Here is a 21,651-nt window from a genome sequence, read left to right as displayed (position 1 = left end):
AAGTATTATGATGAAAAAATACGTTTAATATATTTTTTTACTCATACATAAGTTAACAATAGTATTATTGGGATTAATCAAATTAATCCCAATATTTTTTTAAATCTCTCTTTTTATTATTGAACGCATCATGTAACAATAACCGATTTTGTAAATCGGAATGTTATTTTCCTGCATATTGAACCAAGATTGGTATATAATAGTTAACTTTGTTTAAATCATTAATTGATCTTAATATGAGTCAAAATCAGGAAATTCGTCCCGTTTTTACTAAGCACTTATTACATCCTCGTTACTGGTTAACGTGGTTAGGAATTGGTTTTTTATATCTATTGGTATTGTTACCCTATCCAATAATTTATCAACTAGGTAAATCATTAGGTTTACTTTCAATGAAGTTAATTGGGAAGCGAAAAGAAACTGCAAAACAAAATCTTAAACTTTGTTTTCCCGACAAATCACAACAAGAACGCGACGCGCTGTTACGTGATAATTTTATTTCGACTGGATTAGCTATTTTTGAAACGGGTATGGCTTGGTTTTGGTCCGATAAACGTTTAGCTAAGCATTCTTCTATAGTGGGTGATGATTATATTACAAAGGTACAACAATCAGGACAAGGTGTTTTATTAATTGGAATTCATTTCTTAACACTCGAATTAGGTGCTCGAATTTTAGGTATGAGTCACCCCGGTGTTGGTGTTTATCGACCTAATGATAATCTGGTAATGGACTATGTGCAGCTTAAAGGTCGACTAAAATCAAACAAATATATGTTAGATCGTTACAATACCAAAGGTATGATTCGGGCATTAAAAAATGGTGAATTACTTTGGTACGCGCCAGACCATGATTATGGCCCTAAAAATAGTGTATTTGCACCATTATTTTCTGTTGAAAAAGCAGCAACCACAATCGGAACTCGAATTCTCGTTAAGTTGGGACAACCTGCGATTATACCGTTTACACCTAAACGTGAAAAAAAAGGTCATTATATTGTTGATGTAACGCCTGTGCTTAAAGGTTATCCAATCGATGATGATGTACTTGCTGCCACGTTTATGAATAAAGCCATTGAGCACGAAATCTTAAAAGCGCCGGAACAATATATGTGGTTACATAGACGTTTTAAAACGCGCCCTAAAGGTGAAGCACCTTTGTATACAGATAGTGTTCAATCTGATTAATATCCGCTCATTAAATCGTGTTGAGAAGAAGAGTAAAAATTACAATATGCAAAAACTAAATAAAATTATTTTGTATTGTCGCCAAGGATTCGAAAAAGAGTGTGCGGCTGAAATCACTGATAAAGCATCACAAAAAGAAGTATTTGGTTTTGCTAAAGTAAAGGAAAATAGTGGTTATGTTATTTTTGAATGCTACCAAGATGGCGATGCTCAATGTTTAATTAAAACGTTATCTTTTCGGACATTAATTTTTGCCCGGCAAATGTTTGCAGCCGGTGATTTATTAACTGATTTACCTAACCATGACCGCATTTCTCCTATCATAGATTCATTATCTGGCTTGATAGAGAAAGCCGGTGATTTACGGGTAGAAGTAGCAGATACTAATGAAGGAAAAGAACTGATAGGATTTTGTCGTAAATTTACTGTTCCTCTTCGTCAAGCTTTAAGACATAAACGTATCTTATTAAAAGTGGAAAATCCATCAAGGCCCGTCATTCATCTATTCTTTATTAATAGTCAGAGTTGCTATATTGGCTATTCGTTAAGTCAAAATAATTCGCCATTTTATATGGGAATACCTCGGCTAAAATTTCCAAGCGATGCGCCTAGCCGTTCAACCTTAAAATTGGAAGAAGCTTTCCATATTTTTATTCCATATGAAGAATGGGATGAACGATTAAAAGGTGGTTTAAATGCGGTCGATTTAGGCGCTTGTCCAGGCGGTTGGACTTATCAACTCGTTAAACGAAATATGATGGTTTATGCCATTGATAATGGTCCAATGGATAAAAAATTGATGGAAACCGGACAAGTAAAACATTATCGTGAAGATGGCTTTAAATTTGTGCCAAAAAAGCATAATATTTATTGGTTGGTCTGTGATATGGTTGAAAAACCAACTAAAGTGACACAATTAATTGCCAAATGGCTTATTAATGGTTGGTGTAGAGAAACCATTTTTAACCTTAAATTACCAATGAAAAAGCGATATGAAGAAGTAACACAAAACTTGTTGCTACTTCATGAAGAATTAAATGGTAAACAAATTAACGTCCAAATTCAGGCTAAACAGTTATATCATGATCGCGAAGAAATTACTGTGCACGTACAGCGGATTTGGGGATAACAAATTACAAGAGAATAGGTGTATGAATTTAAAACGGTCCTTTTATGCAATGTTAATACTTACATTGTTTACCTTATTGGCTGGATGTCCTGCCAATAAGCCACAAGTAATGACTGATTATGACCAGAATAAAAATTCTAGTTATTATTTATCACAAGCTGATAAAAGTTCTGGTTACGCCAAAACCAATTGGCAGTTAATGGCTATTCAGGCTTTAGTGAAAGAAAATCAAATAGCTAAAGCTGATGGATTACTGTCGCAAATATCATCTCACCTTGATGCTAAGCAACAACAAGAGCGAACATTATTACTTGGTGAAATTGCAGTAAAATCAGGAAAGTCATTTGATTTTAATCAATTTTCTACTCAAGGCTTAACTCAAGCTCAGTTATACCGTTATTATACTATTAAACTCAGTAGTGATGAAAAAAATAAAGAGATTAATGCACAAGCTCATGACTATACTGAATTAGAAAAATATGCGCCAGAAAATCAAAAAAAACAGATACTAAATAATACTTGGAATTTCTTTAGCAAGTTAAACGTAAATCAAATTAATTCAATTGTTGTCAACGAAGATGACAGTACTTTACAAGGTTGGATTAACTTAAGTTATGCGTACACAAACAACAGTAAAGCTCCCACTACGCAAGAAGGTGACACGCCAGAAGTGATAGCCGAAAAAGCGCAAAAACAAAAACAAGCATTAAAACAAGCTGTTGCTGATTGGTTAACCCAGTATCCAGATCATCCTGCTAAAAATATCCTACCAATATTGACTGGTGAGCAGACCTTAGCTGCCGCAGATACGAATGCGAAAAAAGTAGCCTTATTATTACCATTAAATGGTTCATCACGTATATTTGGCGATACAATTAAGCAAGGTTATAGTGATGCAATAAAGTTTTTCCCGCAAGAACCACAGCAAAATGTCGTTTTACTCGACACAACAAGTGCGCCAATGGATACACTTATTCAGCAAGCAAAAGAGCAAAATGTTGAACTCATCGTTGGTCCTTTACTCAAAGATGAAGTCGTTAAAATAAAACAATTAGCACCAAGCATACCGGTTTTAGCACTCAATAAAGTTGATAATAATACAACATCAACGAATAAAATGTGCTTTTTTGCACTATCACCAGAAGATGAAGCAAAAGATGCTGCCGATCATATTTATGCACAAAGTAAAGTGAAACCTTTATTGCTTGTGCCACAAAATGATTTAGGCAAACGTGTCGCGCAGACTTTTGCTAAACAGTGGTCACAATTATCTGCTAATAATTCTCAAGCTTATGTGCAATATTTTGGCAATAAAAGTACATTGAGCGCAAATATGAATCAAAATAGTGGAATCAGCCTGAGTGGTTCACCTATTTTAATCAATGATGCAACTACTCAGCCGGTAGTACCACTTGAACAATCAGTTAGTTTTGATGCTATTTATATCTACTCTTCTTATGATGAACTGACCTTAATCAAACCTATGTTAGATATGGGAGCGGCTAAATCTGGGACTAATTTATCTCAGATAATGATTTATACCAGTTCAAAAAGCCATGTAGCCAATGCATCTAATGATTTTAACTACGATATGAATAAAACGGAGTATGCCGATATTCCAATGATCATTAATCGCACTGATAATATGCAAGAAATGATACCAAGCAATATTCAGAAAGATTATTCATTATTGCGTTTATATGCGATGGGTATTGATGCATGGAGATTAGCAAACCGCTTTAATCAATTAGATTCTTATCAACCTAATTTCTTAGATGGAATGACAGGAAAATTATCAACAAGTAATCAGTGTGAAGTTACCAGAGCCTTGTCTTGGCAACAATATATTCATGGTTCAACTCAAACTACCACAACAAGCGAATAATAAACAAATTGGCAAGCATTATGAAAATATCGCTTGCCAATACTTACTCAAACAAGGGCTTTTATTAATTGCTAAAAATAGTCAATATCCCTTAGGGGAAATTGATTTAATTATGCAAGATAAGCAATGTCTGGTTTTTGTTGAGGTACGTTATCGAAAAAATGCTAATTTTGGCGATGCAGCGATGACGGTAACATTAAGTAAACAAACGAAAATTAAACAAGCAGCACAACTCTGGATGTTATCTGAAAATTTGAATATTGAAGATACCGAGTTTAGGTTTGATATTTTTGCCATAACAGGCAAAAATCAAAAGTGGATTATAAATGCGTTTTAATTATTAGGTGAAAAACGTGCAAGATTTGATTAAAAATTATTTTACTGAAAGTATTCAAACACAAATTGTAATGGCGGAGTCTTTAGGTTCATCAATCGAAAAAGCAGCCAATATCATTGTTCAAGGTTTACTTAATGGCAACAAGATTATGTGTTGTGGCAATGGTTCTTCGGCTGCAAACGTTCAAAGTTTTACCTCACGATTAATGACTAGTATTAATATAGAAAGGCCGAGTATTCCTGCCTTAGCTTTGGTTTCAGATAATGTATTATTAAGCGCTATTGCTACTCATGAAGAAGTTTACGCACGTCAAATTCAAGCCTTGGGTCAACAAGGTGATATTTTGATTATAGCAACTTGCCAAGGTAACAGTCGATCAATTATACGGGCGGTACAAGAGGCGGTGATTAAAGATATGAAAATTGTTGCACTTACCGCTTTTGATGGCGGTGAAGTGATTGGTTTACTTAGCCAAAATGATATTGAAATTAGAGTTCCATCCTATAAAAAAGTGATGGCTTACGAAATGCATGCAATGATTCTAAACTGCTTGTGCCAATTAATTGAAAATACATTGTTTATTCATGGTGAATAAGTTGAAATAAAAACAGTTTAGTTCTGCATTAATAGTGTTTTTATGCTATAATTATAAGCTATTTTGATGATCTAAATTAATAAGAGAACATGGTGTTATGACCGAACTAGCCAAAGAGATAACCCCCGTTAATATTGAAGATGAATTAAAATCCTCTTATCTTGACTATGCAATGTCTGTCATTGTTGGGCGTGCTTTACCCGATGTGCGTGACGGTTTAAAACCGGTTCATCGTCGGGTTTTATTTGCCATGAACGAAGCTGGATATGATTGGAATAAACCTTATCGAAAATCAGCGCGTGTTGTTGGGGATGTCATCGGTAAGTATCACCCTCATGGTGATTCTGCTGTTTATGATACGATTGTGCGTATGGCACAGCCATTTTCATTACGTTATATGTTAGTTGATGGGCAAGGAAACTTCGGTTCAGTTGATGGTGACTCTGCTGCTGCAATGCGTTATACCGAAATTCGTATGCAAAAATTTGCAGGTGCATTATTAACGGATCTTGATAAAGAAACCGTTGATTTTTCACCTAACTATGATGGCTCCGAGATGATTCCAGACGTGTTACCAACACGCATTCCTAACTTATTAATTAATGGTTCATCAGGAATTGCAGTTGGTATGGCAACCAATATTCCACCACATAATTTATCTGAAGTGATTAATGGCTGTCTTGCTTTTATTGAAGATGAAAACATTTCTGTTGATGGTTTAATGGAACATATTCATGGGCCTGATTTTCCAACAGCCGCTTTAATTAATGGGCGTAAGGGTATTGAAAATGCTTACCGCACTGGTCGAGGCATCATTTATATCCGCTCAAAAGCAACAATTGAAGTTGATGACCATTCAGGTCGTGAAACGATTATTGTTAATGAAATTCCATATCAAGTTAACAAGAAAAAGTTAATAGAAAAGATAGCAGAGTTAGTCAAAGATAAAAAAGTAGAAGGTATTTCAGCACTACGCGATGAATCAGATAAAGATGGTATGCGTATTGTGATCGAAGTTAAACGAGATGCCGTTGCTGAAGTTGTATTAAATAATCTTTTCTCTTTGACGCAGCTACAAGTCTCATTTGGTATTAATATGGTTGCTTTACATAAAGGGCAACCAAAACTATTAAACTTACGTGAAATGATTGAAGCATTTGTGCTTCATCGCCGTGAAGTGGTTACGCGCCGAACGATATATGAACTCCGTAAAGCTCGTGAACGCGCCCATGTTTTAGAAGGTTTAGCAATAGCACTTGCCAATATCGATCCTGTTATTGAGTTAATTCGTGCTGCATCAACGCCAAGCGAAGCGAAAACTAAATTATTGGCCCAAGCTTGGCAGTTAGGTAATGTCGCTGCAATGCTTGAAAAAGCGGGTAATGATGCTGCGCGACCAGAAGAATTAGCACCAGAATTTGGGATTCGTGACGGTCACTATTATTTATCTGAAGCACAAGCACAAGCTATCTTAGATCTACGTTTACATCGCTTAACAGGTCTTGAACACGAAAAAATTCTTGATGAATACAAAGAGTTACTTATTCAAATCGGTGAACTATTGCATATTTTAGCAAGCCCAGAAAGATTGATGGAAGTCATTCGTGAAGAGCTCGAAGCGGTTCGTGATCAATTCCAAGATGCAAGACGAACTGAAATTACTGCAAGTAGCGCTGATATTAATATTGAAGATCTTATTGCGCAAGAAGACGTAGTTGTTACCCTTTCTCACCAAGGCTATGTGAAATATCAACCGCTTTCTGATTATGAAGCACAACGTCGTGGTGGTAAAGGTAAATCAGCGACCAAAATTAAAGAAGAAGATTTTGTTGAAAAATTACTGGTCGCCAATACGCATGATACAATCCTTTGTTTCTCTAGCCGTGGTCGATTATATTGGATGAAAGTTTACCAATTACCTGAAGCAAGTCGTGGTTCTCGTGGTCGTCCAATTATTAATCTATTACCACTTGAAGCGGATGAGCGTATTACTGCAATTTTACCGGTTCGAGAATTTGATGACGAACATTGTGTGTTTATGGCAACGGCACAAGGTACAGTTAAGAAAACCTCACTAATTGAATTTAGTCGTCCTCGTAGTGGTGGTATTATCGCCATTAACCTACGTGATGATGATGAACTTATTGGTGTGGATCTAACAAGTAATGAAACATCAGATACCGTTGATGATGAAGAGCTCAATGATGATGTAATTGTTGATGAGACAGATAATGATGACGAAGTCTCTCAAATCTCTAATACAGAAGACATTATGTTATTTTCAGCTAATGGTAAAGTTGTTCGCTTCCCAGCGAATAAAGTTCGTTGCATGGGACGAACTGCGACCGGTGTTCGGGGTATTAAATTAGAAGGTGATGATAAAGTAGTCTCACTCATTGTTCCTCGAGGTAATGGCGCAATTTTAACTGCTACTCAGAACGGTTATGGTAAACGTACTGAACAAGAATTATATCCAACTAAATCACGCGCAACTAAAGGTGTAATTTCTATTAAGGTCAGTGAGCGAAATGGAGCAGTTGTTGGAGCTGTACAAGTTGATGAAACCGATCAAATTATGTTGATCACTGATGCAGGAACGTTAGTCCGTACGCGTGTATCAGAAGTGAGCATTGTTGGTCGAAATACGCAAGGTGTTATGCTTATTCGAACAGCTGAAAATGAAAAAGTTGTCGGATTGCAGCGAATTGCTGAAACAGAGGATGACGATAACGAGTCTGAATTTCCCTCGGACCAAGGAGAAGAAAGGACTGATTCATTAGAGGAATCCGAAGAATAATTTTTAATTATTAAAAAGGATTAGTTAGTATAGCTAATCCTTTTTTATTTTAGAAAATCAGGAAAAGGAACAGTATTTGATGTCATTTTTTATAAAAAAAATTTTAACAAATCTTGCGTGGCAAATTTTAATTGCCTTGATTTTGGGTGTAGCAATGGGGGCTTATTTGTTCGAACTTTCTGTTCCAACTCACCCTTTACATTCTTATTACCAATTCTCTATCGTTAATATTTTCCAACCTGCGGGTGATATCTTTATTCGTTTAATTAAAATGATTGTATTACCTATTATATTAAGTACATTAACACTTGGTATTGCAGGGATTGGTGGCTCAAAACGATTAGGGACGTTAGGATTTAAAACAATACTCTATTTTGAGATAATTACTACCATCGCTATTTTATTGGGGCTTTTATGGGGTAATGTTTTTGCGCCAGGTGCAGGTATTGACTCTTCAACTTTAGCCACAACTGATGTCAGTAAATATGCAAAAGCAGCCGAGGAACTAAGCGGAAAACCTCATGGTCTCATTGTTATGATTTTAGACATGATTCCCGCCAATATTTTTAAAGCAATGACGGATGGTGCGGTTTTACCGGTAATTTTCTTCTGTGTGTTTTTTGGTTTAGGTTTAATGTCTTTACCAGATAAACAACGCGAACCATTTGTATTCTTCTTAAAAGTTGTTTCTGATACCATGTTCAAAGTGACAAATATGATCATGCGTTATGCACCAATTGGAGTATTTGCTCTTATTACTGTCACGGTAGCTAAATATGGATTCGAATCTTTATTACCACTATTCAAACTAATTTTGACCGTATATTCTGCAATGATTGTATTTACCATTGTGGTATTAGGTATTGTGTGTAAACTCTGTAAATTTAGTATTTTTAAGTTACTGAGAATTTTAAAAGAAGAATTAGTCATCGCATTTTCAACGGCCAGCTCTGAAACAGCATTGCCAAAAATCATCGAAAAAATGGAAGCTTATGGCGCGCCTAAAGCGATAACCAGTTTTGTTATTCCAACCGGCTATTCATTTAACTTAGATGGATCGACTTTATACCAAAGTATTACGGTTATCTTCTTAGCTCAGCTATTTGGTATGGATTTAAGCATTATAGATCAAATTATTATTGTTATTACATTAATGATAGCCTCTAAAGGTATTGCAGGTGTGCCTGGCGCTTCAATATTAGTGCTATCTGCAACACTTGGTAGTGTTGGTATACCACTAGAAGGTATAGGCTATATTATGGGAGTCGAGCGTATTTTAGATATGGGTCGAACTGTTGTTAATGTTGTTGGTAATGCATTAGCGGCAATTGTTATTGCACGCTGGGAAAATGCATTTGATGATACAAAAGCCAGAGCTTACGAACAAAAATATTTGAAATAATCTTGGTGTTAGAGTACTACTATCAAAAGCTTCTGTTTATAAAATGGAAGCTTTTATTTTAGTTACCAATGATGATTCATCATGAATAGCAGACAGGTAGTAATTATAAATTGGCTTAAAAATAATACTATTAATAACGGATATAGAGCACGGTTGTTTTCTAATATAAGATAAACAATTAATTGATGTAATATATTTTTAATATTAATTATACTTTCTGTTTTTAGATAGATATAAAAAAACCCAGCATTTGCTGGGTTTCTCGTTTATACAAAACTATTTAATTTTAGCTTCTTTATAAACAACATGCTGACGAACAACAGGATCGTATTTTTTGATCTCCATCTTTTCAGGCATGGTTCTTTTGTTTTTGCTAGTGGTATAAAAATGACCGGTACCAGCAGAAGAAACTAATCTAATTTTTTCACGTACACCTTTAGCCATGATATGGTTTCCTTATTAGTACTTTTCACCACGGGCACGAAGTTCAGCTAAAACTGCATCAATACCCTTTTTATCGATAGTACGCATACCTTTAGCTGATACACGTAATTTTACAAAACGTTTTTCACTCTCAATCCAGAAACGGTGAGTTTGAAGGTTTGGTAGAAAACGACGTTTAGTAGCATTCATCGCATGAGAACGATTATTTCCCACTAAAGGACCTTTTCCTGTTACTTGGCATACTCGTGACATGTCAATAATTCTCCGAAATTTCTATGCTTAAGCCTTGGGCGTAATATGTTAATGGAATTAACCTCGTCAGGCTTTTAGTTTGCTGCAGTTCTATTTGAGAAGCAGTCTAACCTCTCACACTACACCCATAATAATGAGGTAGCGAAGTATACGCTGTTATGGAAAGATTCTCAAGTATTATCTTATTTTAGAATAAAAATAAGTTCACTATGCGCAACGATTTATATAAAAAGATAAAAGTATCTATCAATTTGCTTCTATTTTATAACTAGCTTTACTTTAGTGAAATACAAAAATCGTTTTATTTTATAATAAATATGCTTTAATACTAAATGATAAACTATATTTTTTGATTTAATTTTCTAACTTTCAAGGAGATTATATGAACCAGTTTAAGCCATATGACATCTATGGCATTATCGGTTATCCGTTAGGGCATACAATGAGCCCATTAATTCATACTACTTCGTTTCAAGATTATAATATTCCAGCTGTATTGGTTGCATTTCCAACGCCTCCAGAAGAGATACCTAACCTATTCAAATCGGTTCGATTACTTAATATTCGTGGTTTATGTGTCACTATTCCACATAAACAAACAATTATTCCTTATTTAGATTATGTTACTGATCATGTTAAAAAAGCAGGCGCAGCAAATTTAGTTTATTGGGATGGTGATAAGCTTTGTGGTGACAATACTGATATTGTTGGTTTTATGGAGCCATTAAGACAAAAAAAATTACCTGCCGACTATAAAAAGGTTTTATTGTTAGGTGCCGGAGGCGCAGCTCGCGCTGCTGTAGTGGGTTTGCAAGATCTAGGTTATACCGATATTACCGTTAGTGATATTTCTAAAGAACTACCCGAAGCACTAGCTAAAGAGTTCAACCTTAAAATCGTTGATTGGGAAGATCGTAGCAAAGTTGAAGCTCAGATCATTGTTAACTCTACTCCATTAGGTATGCAAGGTAAATTTGAAGATCAAACTCCTTATGAACAGGCGTGGTTTAAAGGAAAGGGCTTAGCTTATGACATTGTTTATACGCCATATAATACAAAATTTAGACAAGAAGCTGAAAAAGCAGGATGGGAATCGATTTCTGGGCGTGAAATGTTTATTGGTCAAGCAAATGCTCAATTTAAAATTTGGACCGGAAAAGAACTGTCTCAACGGGCAAAACAGGCAGTAATAGACGCGTTAGCGGCAAAATAAATATTGGAAAAACAACATACATCTTATCAATGTTAATTTGATGTATGTTAGAACATTGATCATATTGTTCTATTATTCTGCAATATTAATTGCCTGGATATAAATTTAATGAATTTTGTAATTTCACAATGTGAATACAAGGAGTATTTATGACAAATCTTGAATTGCAAGCTTATCGTCGTTTTTTGATGTTAAAAGTGCTAGAAGCTAGTGAACATATTGGTAAAACAGACATTAAAACTTGGCATGATTGGGAAAGTGGTAAGTTACCTGTTCCTGAATTTGTAGCAACAGCGATGCAAGAATTAAAAAAAATTCGCCACGATAAAATCAATCTTATTATTAAAGGTATTAATGATCGGGTTGGCAGTAATACTATTCGTTACTTCATGACATATGAAGAGTTTAAAAAAGTTAATCCAGATCTTGATGTGATTCAATGGCGATTACATCAATCCATTGCCACTGAACTTTATTTCCGTGGTCTAGAAAAACTGTGCTAGCGGTTATTTTTTGTAATATGAATGATTTAACATCTTTTTGATGTAAATATTATTTTACATTCGTTGACAGTTTTATGAAAAACATATTCATATAAATCAATAGTATTTATTTTTACAAGATTAAATGTAAAAAAAATGTTGCAAAAGATAAAGTGAATCACTAGCATAGACAAAATATTCTGAGATCTGTAAATCTGAAAGGACCCAATATGAATAAACCAATTTTTCTCGTCGGCGCAAGAGCAGCTGGCAAAACAACAATGGGAAAAATGTTAGCAAATAAGCTATCGTTTTCTTTCATTGATACAGATTGTCATTTACTCGAAACCACCCAAAAAACTGTGGCTGAAATTGTTGAAAAAGAGGGCTGGGAAGGGTTTAGAGCAAGAGAAAGCCAAGTATTGATTGATACGGCAAAACCTAATCGGGTGATTGCTACAGGTGGTGGAATGGTTTTAGCGGATCATAATCGCCAATTTATGAAACAAAATGGTATTGTTATCTTTCTTTCTGCACCAGCGGCCACATTAGCTGCTCGTTTAATGAAAGATCCAAATATTGCTCAGCGTCCTTCTCTTACTGGTTTATCGATTGTAGATGAAATGGAAAAAGTCGTAGCGGAACGATTGCCTTTATATCATGATGCCGCACATTATGTTGTTAATGTCGATCAAGATGAACATCAAATTTTAAGCCAAATGCTTGAAATGTTGAACAATTAATCAATTTGTTTTGCTTAACCCTAGATAAAATACCACATCCTTATGTGGTATTTTTTATTAAAAGTTATCGGATTTTTACTAATTTATCTGCCTCATCTATTGGTTTTTTTAACCATCATATAGTCGGTAAAGTAATATCAGTAAAATATTCTTAATAAATTAATAGTTATCGCTTTTAGATTAATATTAATACTTGTATATTGAATTCGATTAACAGTTTAGTTTTAAATATATTTCAAATATGGAGTACGACAAATGGATACGTTAAAAGTCAATTCTTATGGAATTGTCGGGTCTATTTACGCTAATTATATCATTCAAAGTATTGCGCTAATTGTGATTATGCAATTTTCCGTTGATCTTACAAAACAGCTTAACACTGATCTTATTGGATTAGGCTATGTTGCTTCAGGTATAGGTATTGGCAAAATCTTTTTAATGTTTGTTGGTGGAATACTTTCAGATAAATTTGGTCGTAAGCTTTTTATTTTCCTCGGTATGGCGTGTTACGCGGTTTTCTTTATTGGTATGATATTTTGTACCAACATTCATCTCGCTTTTTGTCTGGCCATTGCAGTTGGGGCAGGTAACTCTTTTTTAGACACAGGTTCAATGCCTGCATTGACTGAATGCTTTCCAAGTTCTGCCGGTTCAGCAAGTGTGTTAATAAAAGCGTTTATTTCTATTGGGACTTTAGTACTTCCTTTTATTGTTACTTTTTTTGACACCAATAAAATTTGGTATGGTAGGGCTTTTCTTGGCTTTACTGCTTATTTAGTAATAAATGGCATATTATTATTACCTAAAAAATTTCCTCACAAAGATACTTCAATTAAAGGTGGACAAGGCTCAGAGAACTATTTCAAAAGCCATCCTAAATTTGCATTTGAAGGCATTTTATTGATCATTATGGGATTTACTACAACAGCAACATTTGTCATTATTTTGCAATGGTTGCCAACTATCGCAACTGAAGGCGTAAATATGAGCGACCTTGATGCTAAACAATTAATTAGCTATTACAGTACCGCATCGATTATATCGGTATTTGTGACTGCTTTTGTCGTTAAACATTTTTTGAAACCTATCTTTTGCATCATAATATTACCCGCATTATCAGCTATTGTTCTGATTATTTTTTATTTTAATATTTCACCTGTTATGTGCGTTATTGCAGCAATTGGTATGGGATTTACCGCAGCCGGTGGTGTACTTCAATTAACTTTAGTGGTAATGCAACAAATGTTTCCAAGCCGTAAAGGCCTTGCTGTTGGTTGTATGTATACTTTTAGTGGATTATCGTTTGTGGTTATTCCATTGATTGTGCCAAAACTCGCAATGATTGATGTTAGTTATGCAATTTTGATTGATTTTTTTATTGCGTCATTAAGTTTAATCTTAGGTTCAATTGTTTTTTACCGATTTAAAAAAGTGATTGATATTACAAAAATATAATGGCTGATTTAAGTATTTGTGTTCAAGATTAAATTAAAACAAAATTAAAAAAATACCTTTTTGATATATATAGGAATTCAGGAATGAAAAACCGATATTGGGGCACAGCGAGTTGTTTATATATCAACTACTTTGTGCATGGAATGGGCGCGATTATTTTGGGATTAAATATTGATTATTTAGCTGCTCAATTTAATCCACAATCTGCTTACCTGTTTACTTTAAATAAAGAGGTACTCACTCCAGTACAATTAAATTTGATCAGCGAAGCAAAGCAAAGTGTTTACAACGTGATGATGGGATTGGGTATAGGCCGATTATTAGTATTATTTATTATGGGATCTTTATCCGACAGACTTGGTCGTAAACCCTTCATTGTTTTAGGTGGACTGTTTTATATCGGTTTTCTACTAGGAATTTTAGTTAGCCCGAGTGTACAAATTGCCTTTATGTTTGCTATTTTAGGTGGCATTGCAAATTCAACACTTGATGCCGGTACTTATCCAGCACTTATGGAAGCTTTTCCTAAATCACCGGGCTCAGCATCTATTTTAATTAAAGCAGCTATTGCAGCAGGTCAATCCTTGTTGCCTATACTTGTCGGCATGATTATGGCTAACCAAGTATATTATGGTTGGTCATTCATTTTTTGTTGCGTTATTTTAGCGTTAAATGCATTGATAGTGTTTAAGATGCCTTTTCCAAACCACAAACTCACGCCGGAGCAAGAGCTAGAGAATTTAGAAAAAAATGAAAAAACAACGCCTGTTTTAAAGCAAAAGGCTAATTTTTGGATAGAAGGTATCTGTTTTATTATTATTGGTTTCACTTCAACCGCGACCTTTTATCTGGTTTCGTCTTGTTTAAAAGATTTTTCACAAACAGTTGCGGGTATGGATTCTTCGGGTGCGGTACAAACTTTTTCTTCTTATGGTATTGGGACATTAGCCAGTGTATTTTTAACTTCACTTTTAGTGAAAAGTTTAATTAAACCTGTGTATATTGTTGTGTTTTATCCACTACTTTCAACTATCATGTTGATAGTAATGTATTTTAACCCAACCCCTGCATTATGTATGATCGGTGGTTTTGTACTTGGTTTTACTGCGGCAGGCGGCGTTTTACAACTTGCACTCACCACCATGGCTGAATTTTTTCCATCAGGAAAGGGTAAAGTGCTGGGTATATTTTTTACTTCTTCAAGTATTGCAACAGCTATAATCCCGTTTTTAATTGGCTGGGTATCAACTAATTTTGGTTTACGTTATGTTATGTTGAGTGATGCAATAATAGCGGGTATTGGTACTATATTGGCTATTATTGTATTAATGCGTTACCGAACTGTTTTTAACGTATCACATACAATTACGGATAAATAACTAAAAAGTTACTCAATCAAAAAAATAATTTATAGATCATTTCATAAACTTATTGGGTTGTCTGTCTAATAATCATAAAACATTATAGGTCATGCTTAAAATAAGCATGCCTATTTGATGCTATGGTTTAAAGTTCAAGTTTATCACTGCATTTGTTGTCAACATGGTTGGTCTTAGTGATTATTGTTAAATACAATTATGATCAATTTATGTTTGTTGATTTTTATTTGTCTAATTTTTAACTTTTAATCGATTTCGAAAATATTACTTGCCATTAAATCAAAAATAAATAAAATTACAACAAATGTGAATAAATATTCATTTTGATAATGGTGGTTAAGATGAAAGAGAGAACAACTGAATTAGTCGAAGGATTAAGACATTCAGTACCTTATATCAATGCTCATCATGGAAAGACATTTGTAATTTTATTAACAGGCGCGGTATTAAAAAGTAATAATTATTCAAGTATTATTAGTGATATCGGTTTGCTTTACAGTCTTGGAATAAAACTGGTCATTGTTAATGGTGCACGTAATCAAATTGACGAATCACTTAAACATCATAATATTGAACCTAAATATCATAAGAATACTCGAATTACTGATGCCAACACGCTAGATATTGTTAAACAAGTCACAGGGTTGTTGCAGCTCAATATTACAGCCAGTCTATCAATGTGCTTAAATAATACGCCATTACAAGGTGCGCATATTAATGTGGTAAGTGGCAATTTTGTTATTGCTCAGCCACTTGGTGTTGATGATGGTATTGATTATTGCCATACAGGCAAAATTCGCCGAATTAACTATGAAGCGATAGACGAACAATTAAATCGCGGTTCAATTGTATTACTCGGACCTGTTGGGGTATCGGTAACAGGGGAAAGTTTTAATTTATCTTCAGAAGATGTTGCAGCCGAAGTTGCAATACGTTTGAAAGCCGATAAATTAATTAGTTTTTGCGCTGAGCAAGGTGTGCTTGACGAACAGGGTAAAGTAATTACAGATCTTTTTCCTATTGATGCTGATAACTATGTTAATCAAAAAGAACAGCATGGAAAGCCGCTTTCCAGCGAAGCTCGATTTTTACGGGCAGCATCGAAAGCTTGTCGCAATGGCGTAAGACGAAGTCATTTAGTCAGTTATTTAGTCGATGGCGCAATTTTGCAAGAACTATTCTCGCGTGATGGCATTGGTACACAAGTGGCAATGCAACATTCTGAACAAATTCGCACAGCAACAATCAACGATATTGGTGGTATTTTAGAACTTATTCGCCCACTTGAAGAACAAGGCATTTTAGTTAAACGGTCACGAGAACAGTTAGAGATGGAAATTGATAAATTTACTATTATTCAACGTGATAATATGACTATTGGTTGTGCTGCACTTTACCCATACCCCGAAGAAAAAATGGGCGAAATGGCTTGTGTTGCCATCCATCCGCAGTATCGAAATTCATCGCGCGGCGATCTGTTGATCGAAAAAATTGCTGAAAGTGCCAATAATCTAGGATTAGAGAAAATTTTTGTACTCACTACCCGGAGTATTCATTGGTTTAGAGAAAAAGGTTTTAATCCAGCTGAAGTTGATGATTTACCGATCAAAAAGAAACAACTGTACAATTATCAACGAAACTCAAAAATATTAATGTTCAATATCAAATAAGTTAATTCACTATAAATCGATTTTTTAGTTGGTAATTTGCCTAATCATTAGATGTATTTGAGTTATCAGCTTAATAAAACTGATAACTCTTTTACTGTTACTTAAATAATTTAACTAATAATTTTGTGGGTAATGATAAGTTTGTACAATCCGTTTTTGGCAAAACTTTTTTCTTTAATGCCTGATAAAGCAAAAAATGGTAAAACCAGCACCGTAAAATACACAATGGCAAACCACAAACCACAAACCACAAACCACAAATCACAGCAGCAATAATGTGCCTTTAACATTAGTAGTAAAATTACCAAATATGGACGCTGTTTTATCTGTTATAAATAAAATTTGCCATGCTTTTATGCAGCATATTGGTACGGTAGTAAAAACAGCAACGAAGCCAAGAATTTTAGTAAAAAGCACACAATACAGCAAACAGTAGCTTGTTACTAAAAAAGACAATTAAAGTGATAGCTGCAACACGTTTTGAGGTAATAATTTAAACAAATTCTTTAAATGTTAGAATATTTTTTAGTGAAAATAACAATGCCTTACTTAGCAATAGATAACTTTTCAGCATTACTGTTGATAGTTCTAAGGAAAAAATCAGACAAGTATTATGCTTAAAAATATCCTTAGTCTGTTTTTTATTGCCACAATTGATCAAACAACCTCACTTATGTAAAAAATAAAGTGTAGCTTAAATAACAAGGTGAACAGATTTTGAAAAAATAGATCGGATTTGTTTGATAATAAACAATATCAATTATATTGTTAACACTAAGTTCATGAGGATTGATTACTACATGGTATTGAAATAACTGAGTAGTAATATTATTTAATTGCGTTATTTAAAATTTGCCAAGTAAATGACTTTTTTAAATAAAAACCGCGAGGACGAGTTAAAATAATTTGACCACTTTCACCAATTGCTTCTGTTAATGCGCGACCGTTAGCTGCTTTGGGACGAATTTGTAAATAGGTTCCATAGTGAGCTGTAATTTTTTCAACTTGGCCAAGCGTAATCATATCCATCAGTTCTTGCCAATCTTGCTTGAGCTGTTGTTCTTGTTGGAGGGATGGCGTCCACAAAATAGGGCGTCCAACTTTTCGATCTGCCAGTGTAATAGTTCTTTCACCTTGTATTGGGATCCACAGTACCTTAGTCAATTTATATTTGACATGACTTGTTTCCCAAATGACCCCGTGGTTTGCCATCAACGGGGCTACACTAACAAAAGTGGTTTCTAAAGGTTTCCCTTGGTTATCAATGGGAATGGTTTTGAGTTCAATGCCTAAACTAGCAAAATCCCGTTCGGCCTTACTACCTGCGTTTGCCCCCAAAAAAGTTTCAATTAGATTGCCTACCCAACCTTTTTGTTTAGTAAGATCTTGTGGCATTGGCATATTTAAATATTTTGCGATATCAGCAAAAGTATAACCTGCTGCTAATTCAGCTCGTTGTAATAATTCTTGTTCACTATTTGGGAAAAATATTGGCATGTAAAGGAATTAACTTAATGGCAAAATATTCACAGTCAATTATATTGGCTGTGAATACGGAAATAAAGGGCTATTAATTGAGTTTTTCAACCCAAGTTGCATAGCTATTAATGATTAGAGAAAGAAACTCTTTAGTTTTTGCAGTTATATTGCCGTTTTCATCGAATGATGAATTGATATTACCAATATAAGCTTCGGGTTGTTGTAGTGTCGGCATATCTAAAAATACTAATGATTGGCGTAGTTGATGATTTGCACCAAAACCACCGATAGCACCTTGTGAAACAGAAACAACCGCGGCTGGTTTTTTCGACCAAACGCTTTTACCGTAAGGACGCGATCCCACATCTAAAGCATTTTTAATAACAGCTGGTAAGCCTCGATTATACTCAGGTGTGACAAAAATTACCCCTTGGCATGCTGCGATTTCTTGACGAAAACGGGTGTAAGATGAAGGTGGTGTATCGGTGTCAATATCTTCATTATATAAAGGCAAATCACCGATAGAAATTAGTTGTAATGAGAGTGATGAAGGTGCAATTTCTTGAAATATTTTTGCTACTTTTAAGTTAAAAGAATCCTTGCGTAAACTACCTACTAAAACCGCAATTTTTTTACTCATTTTCTATTCTCCCTAATATCTTATAAAATTAAGAGACACAGTTTGTGTCTCTTAATTTTTGTTATTTATTATGAATTATAACAAATATTAATGACCTGAAGAGTCCATTTTACGACCTGTTTCAAATAAGAACCAAGCACGTCTTTCAGTTTGATCGATCCACTCTTCGATTAAGCTTGCTGTAGCGGTATCATTATATTTATCGCAAATATCGTGTGCTTCACGCATACGAGATGTAAGTTTAATATTATCTTGACAAAGTTCAGCAAGCATATCTGATGGTTCAACAAAATCAGCATCGTTATCAGAAATACTTTGTAATTTTGAAATATGACCGATTGAACGAAGGGTGGTTCCACCTAATTTACGCACACGTTCAGCAATAGGGTCAGTCATTGCAAATAATTCTTCACCATGATCATCTAACATTAAGTGATAATCACGAAAATGAGGGCCACTTACATGCCAATGGAAGTTTTTAGTTTTTAAATATAAAGCAAATACATCAGCTAATACTGAATTCATAGCACTAGAAATATCTTTTGATGCTTTTTCACCTAAATCAGTAGGGAATAAAATTGCTGCTTGTTGAAGTTTTTTGGCGCTTTTAGTAGAGTTAGTCGTTTTAGCCATAACACATTCTCCTCAGTTAAATAATAAATAAATTTGTAATATAAAATTACGCCAACTCAGCGTTAATGTCCAATGAAAATCAACTATTTTTAGCTATTACTGCTATTTCAGCAAACTATTACTTTTATCTTGTTTTTATGTTATCCATTTTTTTTGAAACATTTTCTTTCATTTTAAAAGAAAATGTTTCAAATTGTGATCTATATAAAAGTTTTTTCTTTTAATGTTGTTAATATGTCGACAAAGTTTAACTTAATAGGAGGCAATATGATTGACGCTATTTCATTTGGTGCTGAATGGTTTATAGGGCTATTCCAAGAGGGAGGTAAAGTATTAGTAGGAATGGTAACAGGAATCTTACCATTATTAATCTCTTTACTGGTTGTGATGAATGCAGTAATTAAATTTATTGGGCAAGATCGTATAGAGCGCCTAGCACAAGCTTGTGCTGGTAATCCAATTTCTCGCTACTTACTACTACCATTAATTGGAACCTTTGTTTTTTGTAATCCGATGACATTAAGTTTAGGGCGTTTTATGCCAGAGTATTACAAGCCAAGTTATTATGCCGCTTCTTCTTATAGCTGCCACTCTATGAATGGACTTTTTCCACATGTTAATCCAGGTGAGTTGTTTGTCTATTTAGGTATTGCTGCTGGACTAACAACGTTGAATCTTCCATTAGGTCCTTTAGCAGTAAGTTATTTTCTTGTTGGTTTGGTTACAAACTTCTTTCGAGGTTGGATTACCGATTTTTGTACTGCCGTTTTTGAAAGAAAAATGGGGATTAAATTGGATAGAGAAGTGCATCTATAACATTCATCTATCAAGATAAAGAGGAGACGAAAATGGCTAAATTTATTCGAATAGAAAAAGGTGAAGCAGGTTGGGGTGGCCCTTTGGAATTACCTGTAATCGAAGGAAAAAAGATTGTCTATATTGCAGCAGGAACAAGACCGGCTATCGTTGATACTTTAGTTAAACTAACGGGTTGGGAAGCAATTGATGGTTTTAAGGAAGGTGAGCCAGCAAAAGACGAAATAGGTGTTGCAGTAATTGACTGTGGCGGTACGTTACGTTGTGGTATTTACCCAAAAAATCGTGTCCCTACGATTAATATTCATGCTACAGGTAAATCGGGACCCTTGGCTCAATATATTGTTGAAGATATTTATGTTTCTGCGGTAAAGCCTAATAACATTAAATTAATCGATAAGGACTCACAGACAGCTAAAGAGAGTTCTGTCATGCAAACGCAGCAAGCTAAAGCTAATAAAGATTCCGAGTTTAAACACTATGACAGTAGTAAAAAAATTACTGAACAGAGCGATGGTTTACTGGCCAAAATCGGCATAGGAATGGGATCGGGAGTGGCCGTTTTTTTCCAAGCTGGTCGTGATACTATCGACACTGTCCTTAAAACGATTTTACCTTTTATGGCTTTTGTATCAGCTTTAATCGGTATCATTATTGCATCAGGATTAGGTGATTTTATTGCTCATGGTTTGGTTCCTTTAGCCAATAACCCCATTGGGTTAGTCATTTTAGCTTTAATTTGCTCATTCCCATTGCTTTCTCCATTTTTAGGTCCCGGAGCCGTTATTGCACAAGTCATTGGTACCTTAGTTGGTGTACAAATTGGACTCGGCAACATTCCGCCGCATCTAGCTTTGCCGGCGCTTTTTGCAATTAATGCACAAGCTGCATGTGATTTTATTCCTGTTGGTTTATCACTTGCCGAAGCTAAACAAGATACGGTTAGAGTTGGCGTACCATCTGTTTTAGTTAGTCGATTTTTAACAGGTGCCCCAACCGTGCTTATTGCTTGGGCGGTATCGTTATTTATCTATCAATAAGTTGTGGGAAAAGCTAGATACTTAAGCTGTTATCTTTTGTCTGGTTTGAAATTAATAAACGCACATTAAAAAA

The 21,651-nt window shown here is 34.7% G+C and carries 20 protein-coding genes; 15 read left to right on the top strand and 5 right to left on the bottom strand.

The genetic code is table 11. The features are described 5' to 3' along the window. Window positions 1-236 precede the first annotated feature (236 nt). From lpxL to gltP, 7 genes are all read left to right on the top strand, one after another. On the top strand, window positions 237-1,187 hold the full coding sequence (gene lpxL / locus A9G03_RS09000; protein WP_065633976.1) for an LpxL/LpxP family Kdo(2)-lipid IV(A) lauroyl/palmitoleoyl acyltransferase: 951 nt from the start codon (window positions 237-239) through the stop codon (window positions 1,185-1,187). Window positions 1,188-1,233: 46 nt separating this feature from the next. Then, window positions 1,234-2,316: a 23S rRNA (cytidine(2498)-2'-O)-methyltransferase RlmM gene (gene rlmM / locus A9G03_RS08995; RefSeq protein WP_065798979.1), complete on the top strand. Its 1,083-nt coding sequence runs from the start codon at window positions 1,234-1,236 to the stop codon at window positions 2,314-2,316. Window positions 2,317-2,338: 22 nt separating this feature from the next. Beyond that, the gene (locus tag A9G03_RS08990) at window positions 2,339-4,201 is read left to right on the top strand and encodes a penicillin-binding protein activator (protein WP_179854752.1); all 1,863 of its coding nucleotides are present in this window, start codon (window positions 2,339-2,341) and stop codon (window positions 4,199-4,201) included. Then, the gene (locus tag A9G03_RS08985) at window positions 4,167-4,538 is read left to right on the top strand and encodes a YraN family protein (protein ID WP_065798977.1); all 372 of its coding nucleotides are present in this window, start codon (window positions 4,167-4,169) and stop codon (window positions 4,536-4,538) included. The genes A9G03_RS08990 and A9G03_RS08985 overlap by 35 nt, the downstream gene beginning before the upstream one ends. 16 nt (window positions 4,539-4,554) lie before the next feature. Next, complete coding sequence (locus A9G03_RS08980) at window positions 4,555-5,133, top strand: SIS domain-containing protein (protein WP_065633979.1); 579 nt, start codon at window positions 4,555-4,557, stop codon at window positions 5,131-5,133. A 97-nt stretch (window positions 5,134-5,230) separates the two neighbouring features. Then, the gene (gene gyrA, locus A9G03_RS08975; RefSeq protein WP_065633980.1) at window positions 5,231-7,930 is read left to right on the top strand and encodes a DNA topoisomerase (ATP-hydrolyzing) subunit A; all 2,700 of its coding nucleotides are present in this window, start codon (window positions 5,231-5,233) and stop codon (window positions 7,928-7,930) included. A 91-nt stretch (window positions 7,931-8,021) separates the two neighbouring features. Beyond that, complete coding sequence (gene gltP / locus A9G03_RS08970; RefSeq protein WP_065634049.1) at window positions 8,022-9,332, top strand: glutamate/aspartate:proton symporter GltP; 1,311 nt, start codon at window positions 8,022-8,024, stop codon at window positions 9,330-9,332. Window positions 9,333-9,608: 276 nt separating this feature from the next. Here gltP and rpmG read toward each other — a convergent pair whose 3' ends face one another. Then, on the bottom strand, window positions 9,609-9,776 hold the full coding sequence (gene rpmG, locus A9G03_RS08965; RefSeq protein WP_034884348.1) for a 50S ribosomal protein L33: 168 nt from the start codon (window positions 9,774-9,776) through the stop codon (window positions 9,609-9,611). 15 nt (window positions 9,777-9,791) lie between these two features. Then, window positions 9,792-10,028, bottom strand: a complete 237-nt coding sequence (gene rpmB, locus A9G03_RS08960; protein ID WP_034884345.1) for a 50S ribosomal protein L28 — start codon at window positions 10,026-10,028, stop codon at window positions 9,792-9,794. Window positions 10,029-10,410: 382 nt separating this feature from the next. Here rpmB and aroE point away from each other — a divergent pair, with 382 nt between their 5' ends. From aroE to argA, 6 genes are all read left to right on the top strand, one after another. Continuing rightward, window positions 10,411-11,241, top strand: a complete 831-nt coding sequence (gene aroE / locus A9G03_RS08955) for a shikimate dehydrogenase (RefSeq protein WP_065633981.1) — start codon at window positions 10,411-10,413, stop codon at window positions 11,239-11,241. 149 nt (window positions 11,242-11,390) lie between these two features. Beyond that, a complete protein-coding gene (locus A9G03_RS08950) occupies window positions 11,391-11,744 on the top strand; it encodes an Aca2/YdiL-like domain-containing protein (RefSeq protein ID WP_065633982.1) in 354 nt (117 codons plus the stop codon). Between the two features lie 209 nt (window positions 11,745-11,953). Next, a complete protein-coding gene (gene aroL / locus A9G03_RS08945; RefSeq protein WP_065633983.1) occupies window positions 11,954-12,466 on the top strand; it encodes a shikimate kinase AroL in 513 nt (170 codons plus the stop codon). Between the two features lie 255 nt (window positions 12,467-12,721). Further along, the gene (locus tag A9G03_RS08940; RefSeq protein WP_065798976.1) at window positions 12,722-13,921 is read left to right on the top strand and encodes an MFS transporter; all 1,200 of its coding nucleotides are present in this window, start codon (window positions 12,722-12,724) and stop codon (window positions 13,919-13,921) included. A gap of 83 nt (window positions 13,922-14,004) precedes the next feature. Beyond that, a complete protein-coding gene (locus A9G03_RS08935; protein ID WP_065798975.1) occupies window positions 14,005-15,300 on the top strand; it encodes an MFS transporter in 1,296 nt (431 codons plus the stop codon). Window positions 15,301-15,641: 341 nt separating this feature from the next. Next, window positions 15,642-16,970 (top strand): amino-acid N-acetyltransferase, encoded by a 1,329-nt coding sequence (gene argA / locus A9G03_RS08930; protein WP_065798974.1) that lies wholly within the window; start codon window positions 15,642-15,644, stop codon window positions 16,968-16,970. A gap of 828 nt (window positions 16,971-17,798) precedes the next feature. Here the strand turns inward: argA and mutH are convergent. The 3 genes from mutH to A9G03_RS08915 form a co-directional block, all read right to left on the bottom strand. Beyond that, window positions 17,799-18,467: a DNA mismatch repair endonuclease MutH gene (gene mutH, locus A9G03_RS08925; protein WP_065633988.1), complete on the bottom strand. Its 669-nt coding sequence runs from the start codon at window positions 18,465-18,467 to the stop codon at window positions 17,799-17,801. Window positions 18,468-18,540: 73 nt separating this feature from the next. Beyond that, entirely contained in the window at window positions 18,541-19,089 is a 549-nt protein-coding gene (locus A9G03_RS08920; protein ID WP_065633989.1) for an NADPH-dependent FMN reductase, read from the bottom strand. Window positions 19,090-19,176: 87 nt separating this feature from the next. Further along, the gene (locus A9G03_RS08915) at window positions 19,177-19,722 is read right to left on the bottom strand and encodes a Dps family protein (protein WP_065633990.1); all 546 of its coding nucleotides are present in this window, start codon (window positions 19,720-19,722) and stop codon (window positions 19,177-19,179) included. Between the two features lie 267 nt (window positions 19,723-19,989). On the opposite strand from A9G03_RS08915, the gene srlA reads away from it, so the two are divergent. Together srlA and srlE are read left to right on the top strand one after the other, a co-directional pair. Then, window positions 19,990-20,538: a PTS glucitol/sorbitol transporter subunit IIC gene (srlA, locus tag A9G03_RS08910; protein WP_065633991.1), complete on the top strand. Its 549-nt coding sequence runs from the start codon at window positions 19,990-19,992 to the stop codon at window positions 20,536-20,538. A gap of 32 nt (window positions 20,539-20,570) precedes the next feature. Then, entirely contained in the window at window positions 20,571-21,578 is a 1,008-nt protein-coding gene (srlE, locus tag A9G03_RS08905; RefSeq protein ID WP_065798973.1) for a PTS glucitol/sorbitol transporter subunit IIB, read from the top strand. Window positions 21,579-21,651 lie beyond the last annotated feature (73 nt).

The organism is Gilliamella sp. wkB171 (assembly GCF_001693755.1).
In the GTDB taxonomy this organism is placed as follows: Bacteria; Pseudomonadota; Gammaproteobacteria; order Enterobacterales; family Orbaceae; genus Gilliamella; species Gilliamella apicola_F.
Note: the sequence above shows the minus strand (reverse complement) of the source record. Positions and strands in the feature narration are given on the sequence as shown.

Bases quoted from the DNA above. Each gene is read 5' to 3' on its own strand.
- rpmG (WP_034884348.1), bottom strand. From the start codon at position 9,776: ATGGCTAAAGGTGTACGTGAAAAAATTAGATTAGTTTCTTCTGCTGGT.
- argA (WP_065798974.1), top strand. From the start codon at position 15,642: ATGAAAGAGAGAACAACTGAATTAGTCGAAGGATTAAGACATTCAGTA.
- rpmB (WP_034884345.1), bottom strand. From the start codon at position 10,028: ATGTCACGAGTATGCCAAGTAACAGGAAAAGGTCCTTTAGTGGGAAAT.
- srlE (WP_065798973.1), top strand. From the start codon at position 20,571: ATGGCTAAATTTATTCGAATAGAAAAAGGTGAAGCAGGTTGGGGTGGC.
- A9G03_RS08935 (WP_065798975.1), top strand. From the start codon at position 14,005: ATGAAAAACCGATATTGGGGCACAGCGAGTTGTTTATATATCAACTAC.
- mutH (WP_065633988.1), bottom strand. From the start codon at position 18,467: ATGCCAATATTTTTCCCAAATAGTGAACAAGAATTATTACAACGAGCT.
- aroE (WP_065633981.1), top strand. From the start codon at position 10,411: ATGAACCAGTTTAAGCCATATGACATCTATGGCATTATCGGTTATCCG.
- lpxL (WP_065633976.1), top strand. From the start codon at position 237: ATGAGTCAAAATCAGGAAATTCGTCCCGTTTTTACTAAGCACTTATTA.
- rlmM (WP_065798979.1), top strand. From the start codon at position 1,234: ATGCAAAAACTAAATAAAATTATTTTGTATTGTCGCCAAGGATTCGAA.
- A9G03_RS08940 (WP_065798976.1), top strand. From the start codon at position 12,722: ATGGATACGTTAAAAGTCAATTCTTATGGAATTGTCGGGTCTATTTAC.
- aroL (WP_065633983.1), top strand. From the start codon at position 11,954: ATGAATAAACCAATTTTTCTCGTCGGCGCAAGAGCAGCTGGCAAAACA.
- gyrA (WP_065633980.1), top strand. From the start codon at position 5,231: ATGACCGAACTAGCCAAAGAGATAACCCCCGTTAATATTGAAGATGAA.
- A9G03_RS08990 (WP_179854752.1), top strand. From the start codon at position 2,339: ATGAATTTAAAACGGTCCTTTTATGCAATGTTAATACTTACATTGTTT.
- A9G03_RS08950 (WP_065633982.1), top strand. From the start codon at position 11,391: ATGACAAATCTTGAATTGCAAGCTTATCGTCGTTTTTTGATGTTAAAA.
- A9G03_RS08920 (WP_065633989.1), bottom strand. From the start codon at position 19,089: ATGAGTAAAAAAATTGCGGTTTTAGTAGGTAGTTTACGCAAGGATTCT.
- A9G03_RS08915 (WP_065633990.1), bottom strand. From the start codon at position 19,722: ATGGCTAAAACGACTAACTCTACTAAAAGCGCCAAAAAACTTCAACAA.
- A9G03_RS08985 (WP_065798977.1), top strand. From the start codon at position 4,167: ATGGTTCAACTCAAACTACCACAACAAGCGAATAATAAACAAATTGGC.
- srlA (WP_065633991.1), top strand. From the start codon at position 19,990: ATGATTGACGCTATTTCATTTGGTGCTGAATGGTTTATAGGGCTATTC.